The following is a 14,331-nucleotide window of genomic DNA, read 5'->3' on the forward strand; positions in this document are numbered from 1 at the left end:
TTAAAAAGGGATGTTCTAAAAAACATCCCTTTTTTTATAAAAAAAAACCTAATTTAAACGATCCATTTAAAACAATCAGAATGTCTTGTAACCAATCCACTTTTACAAAGACTTTGGTTAAAGGTTTAATAGGTTGCTGTCTGGCATTGCCTTTTAATACAAACCAAATCTTTGCGCAAAATGCGAAACAACCATTAGTAAAACGTTTAACTGACTATGTAGATCCCTATATTGGAACAGGCTTTCACGGGCATGTTTTCATGGGGGCCAATGTGCCTTTTGGGGCGGTACAGCTTGGACCAACCAATATTACACAGGGTTGGGACTGGTGTTCGGGTTATCATTATTCCGATTCTACGATAGTGGGTTTTGCCCATACACACCTCAGTGGAACAGGAATTGGTGATTTGGGTGATGTGCTGATGATGCCGGCCGTCGGAGTGGTGAAGCTAACCAAAGGCGTGGCGGGGGATCAGAAAAGCGGCTATTATTCCTTATTTTCTCATCAAGAAGAAAGTGCCCGGCCGGGTTATTATAGTGTCAGATTAAAGAGATATGACATCAAAGCAGAACTGACGGCAACAGAAAGGGTGGGCTTTCATAAATATACCTTTCCAAAGGCTGCTGATGCAAAAATTATTATTGACCTGAAAGAAGGTATTGGCTGGGACAAAAGTACCGGAACACATATTCAGCAATTGAACGATACAACCATTGCGGGTTATCGATATTCTACCGGCTGGGCAAAGGACCAACGCATTTACTTCAACGCTGTTTTTTCCAAGCCCATCAAAAAATTCCTGGTGTATGATAGCCTGGGGCTAAATGCAGATAAAGATCCAAAAGGGACCCAGCTTAAAGGCGTTGCTTACTTTTCTACTGTAAAAGGAGAGCAGATTTTGGTTAAAGTTGGCATTTCACCGGTAAGTATGGAGAATGCTGCACAAAACATCAAAGCAGAGGTCCCGGGCTGGAATTTTGCTGGAACGGTTCAAAAAGCCGATCAGGCTTGGAACAAGGAATTATCGAAGGTGAGTGTAAAAACAAATGACTTGCACCGGATGAGAACTTTTTACACGGCGCTTTATCACACCATGATTGCACCTTCGGTTTTTAATGACCATAACGGAGATTATCTGGGCACCGATAAAAAAGTTTACCGGAAGGCGAATTTTACCAATTTAACTACTTTTTCTCTTTGGGATACCTATAGGGCAGCCCATCCTTTGTTTACATTGCTGCAACCTCAAAGAGTAAATGATATGGTCAATACCATGCTGGCCATTTACCAGCAACAAGGTAAATTACCTGTATGGCACTTGATGGGGAATGAAACCAATACCATGGTTGGAAATCCGGGTATTGCAGTAGTTGCTGAAGCTTATCTGAAAGGATTTAAAGGATTTGATGCCAAACTTGCCTTTGAAGCCATGAAAAACTCCGCCATGCTCGACGAAAGAGGTTTGTCTTATGTTAAAAAACTGGGGTATATTCCGGCAGACTCTCTTATAGAATCTGTATCTATAGGAATGGAATATGCCATTGCCGACTGGAGCATTGGGCAGGTCGCAAAAAAAATGGGTAAAACCCAAGAATACGACTACTTCAACAAACGCGGGCATAACTATGTTCATTATTTTAATCCTGAAACCCGTTTTATGCAGGCTAAGGTATCAGATCGGGAATGGAGAAATCCCTTTAACCCTTTTGAGTCCATTCACCGCAAAAATGATTATACCGAAGGCAATGCCTGGCAGTATTTATGGCTGGTGCCGCAAGATCCTCAGGGCCTGATTAAACTTCTGGGTGGAGATCAAAAATTTGCTGCCAAACTGGATTCCCTGTTTATCCTTAAAGGGGATATGGGTAAAGAAGCATCACCAGACATTAGTGGATTGATTGGTCAGTATGCACATGGGAATGAACCGAGTCATCACATTACCTATTTGTATGCTTATGCGGGGCAGCCTTATAAAACAGCAGAAAAAGTCCGCTACATTATGGACCATTTGTATACGGATAAATTTGATGGATTATGCGGGAATGAAGATGTTGGACAAATGTCTGCCTGGTATGTGTTTTCAGCCCTTGGATTTTATCCGGTCAATCCATCAAGCGGTGTGTATGTGTTTGGGAGCCCTGTTTTTAACGAGGCGGTGCTGAAACTTCAGGATGGTAAGCATTTTAAAGTAACGGTAAAAAACAATTCGGCGGTGAATAAATATATCCAGCACATTACTCTTAACGGGAAAGCTTATGCTAAATCCTATATTACTCATGAAGAGCTTGTTGCCGGAGGTAACATGGTTATTGAAATGGGAAGCAAAGCATCGGCCACCTGGGGAATTAACACAACAGACAGACCTTACTCCGAAAAATAAATGAAAAAACTGAGCTTACTCTTCTTATTAATAGCTACATGCAGTCTGGGATTTTCCCAAAGCGCGTATGAACTCAACAGTGACTGGAAATGTTTACCGCTGAAACAGGTCAAAGCCACAGGCGAACAAATTTCTGCCACTGGTTATACTTTATCCGGCTGGAAACCGGCAACTGTACCAGGTACAGTGTTAACCACCATGTTGAACAATAAAGAGGTTCCGGATCCTTTTTTCGGGATGAACAACCAGAAGATCCCGGATATTTATGTAACCGGAAGGGATTATTATACCTATTGGTTTGTTAAAGACTTTAAGGAGGTTTTTCCGGCATCCGGACAGCAGGTGTGGCTTAATTTCAGAGGGATTAATTACAGTTGTGACATCTTTTTAAATGGTAAAAAAGTAAATAAAACGCCTTATAAAGGAATGTTCCTCCGCCGGGCTTTTAACATTAGTTCCTTGTTGAACAGGGATGGAAAAAACCGCCTGGCAGTTATCGTTTATCCTGCCGATGTCGTTGGGGATCCCAATGGCGGACAAGGGGGGGATGGGACCATTGCCAGAGGAGTAGCACCTCAATATACTGCCGGTTGGGACTGGATTCGTCCGATCAGGGATCGCAATACCGGAATATGGGATAAAGTATACATTGAAAAAACAGGTGCTGTAAAGCTAAAAAATCCTCATGTAATCACTTATGTTCCCGGAAAAAGAACAACCCGAGGGCAACAGCAGCCGGCAAGGATCCGAATGTCTGCTGAACTGGAAAATGCGTCATCTGTAAAAGTAGAAGGAGTACTTTCCTATACGCTGGAAGGCCAGAAAATTTCGGCAAAAGTCAGTATTCCTGCAGGACAAAGTACAGAAGTTCAATTGCCTGATTTTGAGTTGAAAAACCCCCGTTTATGGTGGCCCAATGGTTATGGACAACAGGAACTTTATAAAACAAGTATTCAGTTTACCCAAAGTAACGGACAGCTTTCCGATCAGCAGGCCCTTAGTTTTGGGGTACGGGAAATCCAGACTGAATGGAATGCCACCACCAGCAGCAGGGAAATTCTGGTTAATGGTCAGAAGATTTTTATTAAAGGGGGCAATTGGATCATTTCAGATGCGATGCTGCGCTTTTCACAGGCCAGATATGATGCTGAAATCCGGTATCATAAAGATATGAACTTAAACCTCATCCGCATCTGGGGAGGTGCCCTGGTAGAGCGTCCGGAGTTTTATGATGCCTGTGACAGAAATGGACTACTGGTGATGCAGGATTTTTGGATGTCTGGTGATTGTAATGGCCGTTGGCAGGATCCTTTGAAAAAAGAAGATCAGTGGACCCGAAGACAATATCCTGACGACCATCACCTTTTTCTGGAGTCTGCAACAGATATGATAAAAATGGTTAGAAATCATGCTTCCCTTGCCATTTGGTGTGGAGGAAATGAAATTACGCCGCCTGATGATATTCTTATCCCGCTTAGGGACTCGATTTTACCTAAATTGGACGGAACAAGGTGGTTTGTAGATTATTCCAATTCAGACCATATGTCACTGAACAATCTTGGCGGAAATGGAGACGGCCCTTATACGATACAACCTGTCCATACCTTTTGGGAAAACAGAACTTTTCCTTTTAATTCGGAAGTTGGATCAGTTGGTGTAGGTGATTATGAGTCATTGAAAAGGTTTATTCCTGAAAAAAATCTGATTGCACCCGAGTATACCGGAAAGGATAAACAAGGCCGGGCTGTAGAAAAGGTCGATTCGGTCTGGACTTATCATACCTACGATGGGGTAGGTTATGAATCCTTTATTTTACCATACGGTAAGCCCGATGATGTTAAGGACTTTGCAAACAAGGCCCAGCTGGTTAATTATGACCAGTACCGTGGGCTTATTGAAGGTTTTAGTGCTCATATGTGGAGCTGGTATACGGGAGTGATTATCTGGAAAACACAAAATCCATGGACTTCAACCAGGGGACAGATGTACGATTATTACCTGGACCCGAATGCTTGTTTGTATGGGCTGCGCGCAGGAAGTGAAATGTTACATGCCATGTACAATCCTGCAGATGGTATGGTCATGATTGCAAATAATGGCTTTGAACAGCGTCGGGACCTGATGCTGGTGGCTACTTCCTATGACATGAAAGGAAAGTCAAAGCTGCTCAACCAGATTTTCTGCTATGTGGAACCTTCAGCTGTGAAGAAGATCTCTTCTTTGAAACAAAGTGTGGAAGCTTTATCTGCTGAAGAAGGTTCTTTTTTATCCCTGCAATTACTGGATAAAGATAAAAAAGTATTAAGTGACAACTTTTACTGGATGGCAGATCAGAAAGGAAATTATTCTGGTTTGAATAAAATGAAAAAAGCAGAGCTTAAAATAAGCCTTCGTCAGTTAGAAAATAATAAAATTGAGGTGAACCTGTTTAATCCATCCGAAAACCCTGTTGCTTTTTTTAACCGTGTTTCTTTAGTCGATCAGGCGACAAAAGAGCGGATACTACCGGCTTTTTATGACCAGAATTATATTTCTTTGCCCCCTGGAACAGAGAAAAAGATTATAATTGAATACCGGCCTGAAAATGGAAAGAGCTATGGGGTAACGGTTTCGGGATGGAACGTAGATGCTGTTTATACAGGATTGAAATAGATTTGCAATTGAATCCAATAAAAAAAGCCCTGAACTTTCAAAGGTTCAGGGCTTTTTTTATTGGATTCAATGTTCCCTAGTCAGGATGTAGCCAGTTTGTTTTGTTTGTATTTGGCAAGATTGATGAGTAAAACACTGGCTAGAATAATAAACAGGCCCAGGACCTGTATCAGACTAATTTTTTCTGTTGTAAACAACAAGCTTAATAAAACTGCAACAACCGGATTGACATAGGCGTAGGTGCTGACCTGTGTGGCCGGCCTGACGGTAAGCAACCAGACATAAGCACTAAAGGCGGCAATCGAGCCAAATAAAATCAGGTAAATAATCGAAAGCCAGGCTTCAGCTGGGACCTCAGACCATTGAAAATGTTTGTGTTCTGCATTCAGCAAGCTGCCCAGCAGAAAGGCAAAACCAGCAGCCAGCATTTGCCATGCGGTTCCGGCCGACACAGAAATTTTGTTGTCGGCATGATGTTTTGAATACAAAGAACCTGCAGCCCAGCCTATAGGTCCAATGACCAGCAAGCACATTGAAATGATTTGGAAAGTACTTTGAGGTGTATTCAGGGTTTGAAGAAGCTGCTCTCCGAATAAAAAAATAACCCCAATAAAACCAACGATAAGACCAGCAACAGTAGATTTGCTCCGTAAGTTTTCTCCCCATTTTGGTTTATCCAGAATGACGAACCAAATGGCTGCAGAGGCTACCATAATGGCAACCAGTCCACTGGGGATCACCTGTTCTACCCAAATGACGATGCCATTGCCCACACCCAACATCAGCAAGCCGCTGACAACAGCTGTTTTGATGCTTTTACGGTCAAATACATTTTCTCCCCTCAATTTGCACCAGCTCATTAAAATGAGCCCTGCCAATATAAAACGGAAAGCACCCAGTATAAAAGGAGGAAAGCCTGTGAGTGCTTTTTGGATGAAAAAATAGGTGGAACCCCATACAATGTAAACGGTGGCAAATGCCACATAAACTAAAATAGGAGAAGCGGTTTTTGTAGAGCTGGACATCATTAGGCGTATTTAGTTTTCAGGAATTTTTAACTGTTGCTGTTCTTTTAAAGTTTCCAGAACAATGGTGGTCCGTATAGAGAGTATGTTTTTGATTTTGCTAAAGGAGTTGCGCATCAGGGCCATTAAAGAGGCAGAATCGGATGTTCTTACCTTAACCAGATAACAATCTTCACCTGCAATAATGTGTACTTCCTGGACCTCTTCAATTTTTGCCAACTCTTTTGCTGTATCCGCACAGCCAATACTATCGGATGCTTTTAATGAAATGAAAGCCAGGAGCTTCAGGTCTACTGCGGCCGGATTAATCCGGGTGGTGTATTGAACAATGACGCCCCTTTGTTCCAGTTTTTTGACGCGCTCTAAAATGGCAGAAGGCGCCATTTCCAGGTCTTTCGCAATTTGAACATTGGATATCCTGGCGTTTTCCTGCATCAGCCTTAAAATGGCCAGGTCAACTTTGTCTAAAGAAAAATTGTTTTCGACTATCATTCTGTAAATATATTAATTTTCTGAATTATATTCATTTTTTTATTAAAAATTATGTTTTTTGTTCTATATTTGTAGCCTGAGCTGAAATACTTCGGGCGCTTATCTGTCGCCCTGAACAGGAAACATCGCTGTTCGGTCCGGATCTATTTGTACCTTTAAAAAAATATCCAATGAAAAAAAAACTCCTTGATCTGCCACCATTGCCAGCTGTCTTTTTAGCCATCATCAGTGTGCAGGCGGGAGCCGCAATTGCAAAAGGTCTGTTTCCTGTCTTGGGTGCTGCGGCTACGGCCTCCCTACGCATTGGTCTTTCTGCTATTATTCTGTTGGCGGTGAACCGTCCTAAGCTCGGTAACCTGACTTCTGTTCAATGGAAAGCAGTTATTCCTTATGGGTTATGTCTGGGCGCCATGAATTTTATATTTTATATGGCCATTAAAAGAATTCCTCTTGGACTTGGGGTAACACTCGAATTTATGGGCCCCTTAATGGTCGCTATTTTTGGTTCAAGACGTTTGATGGATTATTTATGGATATTGCTCGCTGGTGCAGGGATTGCTTTAATTGCTCCATGGACGACATCCGGAATTGATCCTGTTGGAGTCGCATTGGCCCTGTTGGCTGGTGCATTCTGGGGCGGATATATTGTCATGGGGGGCAAAATTTCAAGATTGATGAAAGGAAGTGACGCAGTAAGTGTTGGGATGATTTTTGCGACCCTATTGATCCTGCCCTTTGGAATTGAGGGTGGAGGCTTTGCGCGGTTGAGCCCGGCACTCCTTTTGTCTGCCCTTGCCCTTGCCTTGTTGTCCAGTGCCATTCCCTTTACCCTGGAGATGAAAGCGCTGCGTCAAATACCGGCAAGAACTTTTAGCATCCTGATGAGTCTGGAACCTGCTATTGCAGCATTGTGTGGTTTGCTTTTTTTACATGAACACCTTTCTTTTAAAGAATGGCTTGCTGTGGCCCTGGTTGTCATTGCAAGTGGAGGGGCCACCTTAACGGCAAGAAAACCAGCTTTGTAATAAAAAAAATATTTTATTTTTCTTGAAATCCTTGTTTTTTGCCATGAAAAGGGCTGTGTGGATGATTTGTTTAAAATAAGGAGCAGCAGGGGTGCAACCTGTTGCTGTTAAAGCGGGTCTTATCCTTGAATTTGTAAAACAAAAATTAGGGATATGAAAAATTTAATTAAAAGATGGTTAACCGTAATGGCAGCAGTTGCCGTTTTCACATCTGCCAGCTTAGCGGCCCCTGTTACTGATACTTTAAAACATCAGCAAAATACAGAAATTGATATGATTATCCTCCGCGGGAATGTGAGGGTTTATCTGATACAGAAAATACAGGGTTCTATGAAAATCGTTACCAGTAGAACTGCTGAGGAGTTAACAGTTACTAAAAGAGGGGAAAAGCTGCTGATCAACTCAGAACAAAACGAGCCTGTGGTGCTGTACATTTACCTTAAAAATCTGAAAAGAATTGAGGCTTCAAATACGGCAGTTGTAAGGACAAGTGGAAATTTTAACCTGAAGCTCCTGCAGGTCATATTGCATGACGGGGCCAGGGCAGAACTCAATATCCATACCGAAGCGCTGTACACCCAGCTCAAAGATCAATCTAAACTACACTTAGCAGGTTCAACGGAGGAGCATGTTCTGGTCAGGGGTAAGGTTTCCAATCTGAAGATGGAAAAGTTTAGTGCATTAAAAACAGATACGATTCCTTACCAGTTGTTGTTGGCAGATGAAAAATTAGCTGGACAGGTCCATTAAGTTAGCCAAAAAACATCATTTATTTAAAACAGAATTACATTTCCTTCGGGCTTGTGGTTCTGTTTGTAGCGTTTTTAGAAAAGGGGCCGTTTAGGCAGTTAAAAAACCTTTAGAAACCCTTTAATAACATGATGATGACTTTATTTGCAAAATCGATTTCAAGATCCCTTCACCCAGTATTGACCGGTCTGGCCTTAGCCCTAGGCAGTCTGTTGTTTCAATCCTGTTCCAAAGACCAGGCGCCCGATGTTAAGGGCTCCTCCCTTACGGTTGTAAATGCATCCCCGACTATGGCTACCTATAACTTTTACCTGAATGACCAGAAGGCAAATGGGGCGGCTGCCTTGCCTTTTGCAGGGGCTGTTTCTCCAAAGGTATGGCAATCAGGAGCCTATAAAGCTAAGTTTACCATTGCGAGCAATACCGAAAGTGTGATCACTAAAGACATCAGTCTTGCTCCTGATAAGGCTTACAGTCTTTTTTTAATTGATAAAGCAGACAAACTAGATTATCTGCTGATCAATGACGATCTGAGCAAAACCGGAGAAAAAGCCTTTGTCCGCTTTATCAATTTATCTCCCGATGCGGCTTCTCTTGATCTGGCAGTGAAGGGCGGAGCGGTACTTATTGGTGATAAAGTTTATAAAGCCAGCAGTGCGTTCACAGAAGTTGACCCCAAGGACTATGTATTTGAGATCAGGGATAAGGCGACAGGAACAGTGAAAGGTGCTGCTTTAGCCAGTATTACTTTGGCCAAAGGGAAATATTATACAGTGACTGCCCTGGGGCTGCTTCAGCCGACAGGGACTGACCAGGCCTTTACCGGAAAAGTTTTCCCCTACTAAAAAAGATGCGGGCATGACCTCCCTATGCGTAAGTCATGCCCATTTCAAATATGCTGATGAAGCGTTCTAATCCAAGTTTTTCAAAAAATATCCAGGCGCCGGTATCGGTTTCATTATAATTAATGAAATTGATGCTGCCTGTTTGGCTTTTCTGGTTCATATACCGAAATAATGCTGTTCCTACACCTTTTCTTCTATATTCAGGCTGCACTGCAAATTGTTTGATCCGGCCGTTTACCGGATCCATCACAGCATAACCCGTCAATTCCGACCCAATGTAAGCTCCGGCCAGAATATACTGCTCCATTGCCCTGCACACAGCAGGTGTAGAATTTTGCCAGGTCGGTTCAATGTCCCTGAAAGATTCCAGTATTGTCCAGTCTGGATCAGTCATTGGTGCCACCAGAATCCCTGCGGCCGGTTCTCCGGTAACAATCCCTTTAAAACAACCACATTTTCTCAAAATCTGAAAGCCGGTTTTCTCATAACTGCGTATGGCTTTTTCATTGCCTTCAATAACCTCCAGTAAATGATGCGTGTAACCGGCATTTTTCAGCAGGGGAGAAATAAATTCATACATTTTTTGAGGAAGTCTTTGGCCTCTTTGATCCGGAACTACGCCAGTCCCCCCATTGTACACAAGCTGTTTGCCGCCGATGGTATCCAGACCATTTAAAATAAAGCCGACAAGTTTTCCATTTTCAAATGCCCCAGCGGAATAAGCAAGGGAGATGTTCTCTGATTTTAGCTTTATGGCCATGGCTTGCTCACTGAGCTGGAATTTAATCATGTAATCAGAAAAAGCAAGGTTAAAAACGGTGGTCAGTTCGGCTAAATTTTGGTCCTCAAGGGTGTTGAAGGTAATCATGGGTGTAAATCTTAAGTATTTAATTGATGTACTAAAGATATGTATCGAACTACATAAATGAAAAATTTAATTTAATTCCAGGAGTCGTTCTGATGTATAAAACGTTTAATAAAAGGGTAGTTGAGTTGATGCCCGTTTTTACGGATCTTTTATTTTTGAACAATGCATGAGTGTATTAAAGTCAATCTGGTCCTTATTCTGTTGTGGTGTAGTTATACCCGTAGTTATGGACAGTTTAAAGGAAGCCTTTGGGATGTAAAGGAAATTGCTGAAAAGCCCTTTTACAAAACTGTTTCAAGTGATTCTGCCATAGGAATGATTTATCAGGGACTTTCTTATAAAGGACATCGTAAAAATATTTTCGCCTGGTATGCCAGTCCGGCAACTATAAAGGGAAAGCAGTCAGAAAATCACCAATTTCCGGCTGTAGTGCTTGTACATGGTGGTGGTGGGACTGCATTTAAGCAATGGGCGATTCTTTGGGCAAAAAAAGGTTACGCGGCCATTGCAATGGACTTAAGAGGAAATGATGCGGATAAAAAACATATAGAAGGTGGATTTGAAGAACCTGATGGAAAAACGCCCTATTTTACGATTCCATCAGACCTGAGGGATAGCTGGATGTATCAGGCTGTTGCGGATGTAATCCTGGCGCATAATCTGATCCGAAGCTTTCCTGAAGTCGACAGCAACAGAACAGCGCTAACCGGGATCAGTTGGGGTGGAATCATTACCACATTGCTGGCGGGTCTTGATGACCGTTTTAAAGCGGCTGTCCCTGTATATGGTTGCGGTTATCTTTTTTACGATACTGCAATGAAAAAGGACCTGGATCTTTTATCTGATCAGGATAAAGACCAATGGATCAGAGCTTTTGATCCTTCCAGATACCTTGGTCGGTCTAAAATGCCCGTGCTGTTTATCAATGGTACAAATGACGGACATTTTTTTCTGGACGCCTATGCCAGGACTTATCGGTTGGCTACAAAAAAAAGCTTATCTATTAAAATCGGGCTTAAACACAACCATGCGCATGGCTGGGGAAATCAAGAAATCTATGATTTTATTGGGCATGAACTGAATGGAACCCCTGCGCTCCCTGTCTTTGGTCCTTTGAAAACCACAAAAAAAGAAATAACTGTTCAGATCAGTTCTCCGGTTCCGCTCCGTCAGGCCTTTTTAAATTATACCCTGGACCATAATTCTCCTTGGAAAGCTAAACAATGGGAAAAGAAGCCGGTCAGGATTGAAAACCAGCACCTTTTCCTGGAAAAACCTTCTAAAGAGACTCTCGCCTGGTTTCTTTCTGTTGAAGACGAAAGAGGACTGGAAGTTTCCTCCGAAATTCAATTTGGCACTTCAGAGCCGGAATAAGATCTGAATGTCAGAAAATAAACCATAATAATTTATAGCTTTGGTAAAGATCTTTACATAAAAATCAAACAAATGAAATAGGTGAAGGTTTCTTCTAAAATTGACTATAAAGCATTAAAATGAAAAGCAATATTAATTTTTGTATACCAGCTGGTTTGCTGCTCCTGGCACTGAACCTGATGGCCGGAAGATTTTTGTCTCTTTCGGATCTATTGACCGGATTATTTTATGGAATAGCAATCGGTTTAATTTTCATTGGTATTTTATTCACCGCAAAGAAAAGGATTAAACAGATTTAATATGTCATCCAAAGCCCTCTCTATAAAAGACATTGCAAAAAAAGCCAATGTATCCATTACGACTGTATCCTTTATTCTGAACGGCAAGGCGGTAGAAAAAAACATCAGTACCGCTGTTATAGAGAAAGTGGAAAAGATCATTAAGGAAGATGGCTTTAAACCAAACCAGGTAGCCCGAAGCCTGCGCACGGGAAGTTCTAAAATTATCGGATTAATTGTTGAAGACATTTCAAATCCTTTTTTTGCGGGGATTGCGAGGCTTATTGAAGATAAAGCCTATAAAAAGGATTATAAGATTATTTATTCCAGTACAGAAAATCAGCCCGGAAAAGCAAAAGATCTCATTAATCTTTTTAAATCCAGACAGGTTGATGCCTATATCATTTCACCCGCAGGTGGGACAGAGGAAGAAATCCAGGGCCTGATCAAAGAACACAAACCCGTGGTATTGTTTGACCGTTATTTACCCGGTCTGAATGCCAATTATGTAGGAGTGGATAACTTTAAGGCTTCTTATCAGGCGACAGAACATTTTATCCACAGGAAGAAAAAAAATATTGCCTTGGTTACCGTTGATTTATCCGTGGAGCAAATCAATGAACGAAGTGAAGGACACCGGCAGGCCATCCTGGATTATGAGTTACCTTTTCATGCTGAACTGGTCATCCGCATACCTTTTGCACAACCGAAAGAAGAAACGATTCAGCAGTTGATCCATTTTTTCAATCAATATGCTGAAATTGATGCTGTGTTGTTTGCTACAAACTATCTGGCCATTAGCGGGCTGACTGCGCTAAAACAGATGGATAAAGCAATTGACAAGGATTTTTCCGTTATTGCTTATGATGACGGTGAGGTTTTTAAACTGCATACACCACAGATTTCAGCTGTAGAACAACCCCTGGAAGAAATTGCAGAAAATATCATTAACCTGATCTTTCAGCAATTGTCCGCAGATCAGCTACCCGCTCCGCAAAAGGTCATTCTGGCAGCAAAACTTTTGGTCCGGTCCAGTTAATTTTAAGGCCAGATTTTATTTGAGCGGAAGGGTAAATTTATTATTATTGCATCTGTTAATAAAACGTTTTAGCAAAATCTAATGATTTGTATTCAAACGCTTTGAACCAGGACCATATAAAAACCAAATAAACGGTGCGTGCACCGGAAACCTAATATCCAGATTTTATGAAAAGGAGAACATTTATCAGAAATACAAGCCTGTTGGGTGCAGGTGTACTTGCCTCAAAGATTTCATTTGCTGCTGCCCCGGCTGATTTTCCAATCGTAAGGGTTGCCGCAGGAAAAAGACATTTTCAAAGCAAGTCTGTAGATGCTGCGATACAAACTTTTAAAGCAAAAGTAAAAAATCCGGAACTTTGCTGGTTATTTGAAAACTGTTTTCCAAATACGCTCGATACAACTGTTTATTACAAAGAAGAAAACGGACATCCGGATACGTATGTGATTACCGGAGATATTGATGCCATGTGGCTCCGGGACAGTTCGGCCCAGGTTTGGCCCTATTTGCAATTTGTAAATGAAGATGAGCCTTTAAAGAAGTTAATTGCCGGTGTCATTTTCCACCAGACCAAATGTATTTTAAAGGATCCTTATGCAAATGCATTTTATGGAGACCCGAATAAAGTAGGGGAATGGAAAAGTGATCAGACCACGATGCTTCCAGGGGTGCACGAAAGGAAATGGGAAATAGATTCTCTGTGTTATCCGGTGCGCCTGGCCTATCATTACTGGAAAAAAACCAAGGACAGCCAACCCTTTACAGAAGATTGGAAAGAAGCCATTAAACTGACTTTGAAAACTTTTAAGGACCAGCAACGCAAAAGTGGAAATGGGCCCTATCATTTTCAGCGGGAAACCCTCAAGCCCACCGATTCACAACCTATGGCAGGTTATGGCTTTCCTGTGAAACCAGTTGGCCTCATATGTTCTGCATTCCGTCCAAGTGACGACGCCACTATTTTTCCATTTCTGATCCCATCCAACTTTTTTGCAGTTAGTTCTTTAAAGCAAGCATCTGAAATGGTAACGGCTATTTTTAAAGATACAACCTTAGCCGCTGAATTAACAAAACTTGCCCTTGAAGTAGAGGCTGCTATACAAAAATATGGCATTGTGAACCACCCTGAATATGGTAAAATATATGCATTCGAAGTGGATGGTTTTGGCAATACCTATCTGATGGATGATGCCAACGTTCCAAGTCTTTTGGCTTTACCTTATCTGGGCGCTATTGATGTTAAACAGGAGATCTATCAGAACACCAGAAAATTTGTTTTATCTGAAAACAATCCTTTTTATTTTAAAGGAACAGCAGCCGAAGGGATAGGTGGGCCACACGTTGGACAAGATATGATTTGGCCAATGAGCATTACCATGAGGGCTTTAACTTCTTCAGACCGGGAAGAAATTAAAAGGTGTATACAAAGTTTGCAGAAAACCCACGCAGGAAAAGGCTTTATGCATGAGTCCTTCCATAAAGACGATCCTTCCAATTTCACCAGGGCCTGGTTTGCCTGGTCTAATACCTTATTTGGTGAATTGTTGTGGAAAACTTATCATGAAATGCCTGAGCTTTTAAAAGCCTGATCATTTTAAAGAA

The 14,331-nt window shown here is 41.7% G+C and carries 12 protein-coding genes; 9 read left to right on the forward strand and 3 right to left on the reverse strand.

Translation table 11 applies throughout. From position 1 onward, the window contains the following. Window positions 1–80: 80 nt before the first annotated feature. Window positions 81–2,381, forward strand: coding sequence for a GH92 family glycosyl hydrolase (locus tag B0O44_RS16920; RefSeq protein WP_110833600.1), 2,301 nt, complete (start codon window positions 81–83; stop codon window positions 2,379–2,381). Then, the gene (locus tag B0O44_RS16925) at window positions 2,382–5,033 is read left to right on the forward strand and encodes a glycoside hydrolase family 2 protein (RefSeq protein ID WP_110833133.1); all 2,652 of its coding nucleotides are present in this window, start codon (window positions 2,382–2,384) and stop codon (window positions 5,031–5,033) included. An 80-nt stretch (window positions 5,034–5,113) separates the two neighbouring features. On the opposite strand, the gene B0O44_RS16930 is transcribed toward B0O44_RS16925, so the two are convergent. Both B0O44_RS16930 and B0O44_RS16935 read right to left on the reverse strand, forming a co-directional pair. After that, window positions 5,114–6,061 carry an EamA family transporter gene (locus B0O44_RS16930; protein WP_211321401.1) on the reverse strand — a complete coding sequence of 316 codons (948 nt, stop codon included), beginning with the start codon at window positions 6,059–6,061 and terminating at the stop codon, window positions 5,114–5,116. 9 nt (window positions 6,062–6,070) lie between these two features. Beyond that, a complete protein-coding gene (locus B0O44_RS16935) occupies window positions 6,071–6,550 on the reverse strand; it encodes an Lrp/AsnC family transcriptional regulator (RefSeq protein WP_211321402.1) in 480 nt (159 codons plus the stop codon). Between the two features lie 170 nt (window positions 6,551–6,720). On the opposite strand from B0O44_RS16935, the gene B0O44_RS16940 reads away from it, so the two are divergent. From B0O44_RS16940 to B0O44_RS16950, 3 genes are all read left to right on the forward strand, one after another. Further along, window positions 6,721–7,575 (forward strand): EamA family transporter, encoded by an 855-nt coding sequence (locus tag B0O44_RS16940; RefSeq protein WP_110833137.1) that lies wholly within the window; start codon window positions 6,721–6,723, stop codon window positions 7,573–7,575. A gap of 153 nt (window positions 7,576–7,728) precedes the next feature. Then, a complete protein-coding gene (locus tag B0O44_RS16945) occupies window positions 7,729–8,325 on the forward strand; it encodes a GIN domain-containing protein (RefSeq protein ID WP_110833139.1) in 597 nt (198 codons plus the stop codon). 128 nt (window positions 8,326–8,453) lie between these two features. After that, window positions 8,454–9,170 (forward strand): DUF4397 domain-containing protein, encoded by a 717-nt coding sequence (locus tag B0O44_RS16950; protein ID WP_110833142.1) that lies wholly within the window; start codon window positions 8,454–8,456, stop codon window positions 9,168–9,170. 22 nt (window positions 9,171–9,192) lie between these two features. On the opposite strand, the gene B0O44_RS16955 is transcribed toward B0O44_RS16950, so the two are convergent. After that, complete coding sequence (locus tag B0O44_RS16955; protein WP_110833145.1) at window positions 9,193–10,038, reverse strand: GNAT family N-acetyltransferase; 846 nt, start codon at window positions 10,036–10,038, stop codon at window positions 9,193–9,195. 162 nt (window positions 10,039–10,200) lie between these two features. Between B0O44_RS16955 and B0O44_RS16960 the strand changes: the two genes are divergently transcribed. The 4 genes from B0O44_RS16960 (at window position 10,201) to B0O44_RS16975 (ending at window position 14,318) form a co-directional block, all read left to right on the forward strand. Then, on the forward strand, window positions 10,201–11,412 hold the full coding sequence (locus B0O44_RS16960) for an alpha/beta hydrolase family protein (RefSeq protein ID WP_110833147.1): 1,212 nt from the start codon (window positions 10,201–10,203) through the stop codon (window positions 11,410–11,412). Window positions 11,413–11,531: 119 nt separating this feature from the next. Then, a complete protein-coding gene (locus B0O44_RS16965) occupies window positions 11,532–11,711 on the forward strand; it encodes a hypothetical protein (protein WP_110833148.1) in 180 nt (59 codons plus the stop codon). Between the two features lies 1 nt (window position 11,712). Continuing rightward, the gene (locus tag B0O44_RS16970) at window positions 11,713–12,729 is read left to right on the forward strand and encodes a LacI family DNA-binding transcriptional regulator (RefSeq protein ID WP_110833150.1); all 1,017 of its coding nucleotides are present in this window, start codon (window positions 11,713–11,715) and stop codon (window positions 12,727–12,729) included. Between the two features lie 167 nt (window positions 12,730–12,896). After that, window positions 12,897–14,318: a glycoside hydrolase family 125 protein gene (locus tag B0O44_RS16975; RefSeq protein ID WP_110833153.1), complete on the forward strand. Its 1,422-nt coding sequence runs from the start codon at window positions 12,897–12,899 to the stop codon at window positions 14,316–14,318. Window positions 14,319–14,331 lie beyond the last annotated feature (13 nt).

The sequence above is a fragment of the Pedobacter nutrimenti genome, from assembly GCF_003208655.1.
Taxonomy (GTDB): domain Bacteria; phylum Bacteroidota; class Bacteroidia; order Sphingobacteriales; family Sphingobacteriaceae; genus Pedobacter; species Pedobacter nutrimenti.

Bases quoted from the DNA above. Each gene is read 5' to 3' on its own strand.
- B0O44_RS16950 (WP_110833142.1), top strand. From the start codon at position 8,454: ATGATGATGACTTTATTTGCAAAATCGATTTCAAGATCCCTTCACCCA.
- B0O44_RS16945 (WP_110833139.1), top strand. From the start codon at position 7,729: ATGAAAAATTTAATTAAAAGATGGTTAACCGTAATGGCAGCAGTTGCC.
- B0O44_RS16970 (WP_110833150.1), top strand. From the start codon at position 11,713: ATGTCATCCAAAGCCCTCTCTATAAAAGACATTGCAAAAAAAGCCAAT.
- B0O44_RS16935 (WP_211321402.1), bottom strand. From the start codon at position 6,550: ATGATAGTCGAAAACAATTTTTCTTTAGACAAAGTTGACCTGGCCATT.
- B0O44_RS16930 (WP_211321401.1), bottom strand. From the start codon at position 6,061: ATGATGTCCAGCTCTACAAAAACCGCTTCTCCTATTTTAGTTTATGTG.
- B0O44_RS16925 (WP_110833133.1), top strand. From the start codon at position 2,382: ATGAAAAAACTGAGCTTACTCTTCTTATTAATAGCTACATGCAGTCTG.
- B0O44_RS16975 (WP_110833153.1), top strand. From the start codon at position 12,897: ATGAAAAGGAGAACATTTATCAGAAATACAAGCCTGTTGGGTGCAGGT.
- B0O44_RS16940 (WP_110833137.1), top strand. From the start codon at position 6,721: ATGAAAAAAAAACTCCTTGATCTGCCACCATTGCCAGCTGTCTTTTTA.
- B0O44_RS16920 (WP_110833600.1), top strand. From the start codon at position 81: ATGTCTTGTAACCAATCCACTTTTACAAAGACTTTGGTTAAAGGTTTA.
- B0O44_RS16965 (WP_110833148.1), top strand. From the start codon at position 11,532: ATGAAAAGCAATATTAATTTTTGTATACCAGCTGGTTTGCTGCTCCTG.
- B0O44_RS16955 (WP_110833145.1), bottom strand. From the start codon at position 10,038: ATGATTACCTTCAACACCCTTGAGGACCAAAATTTAGCCGAACTGACC.
- B0O44_RS16960 (WP_110833147.1), top strand. From the start codon at position 10,201: ATGCATGAGTGTATTAAAGTCAATCTGGTCCTTATTCTGTTGTGGTGT.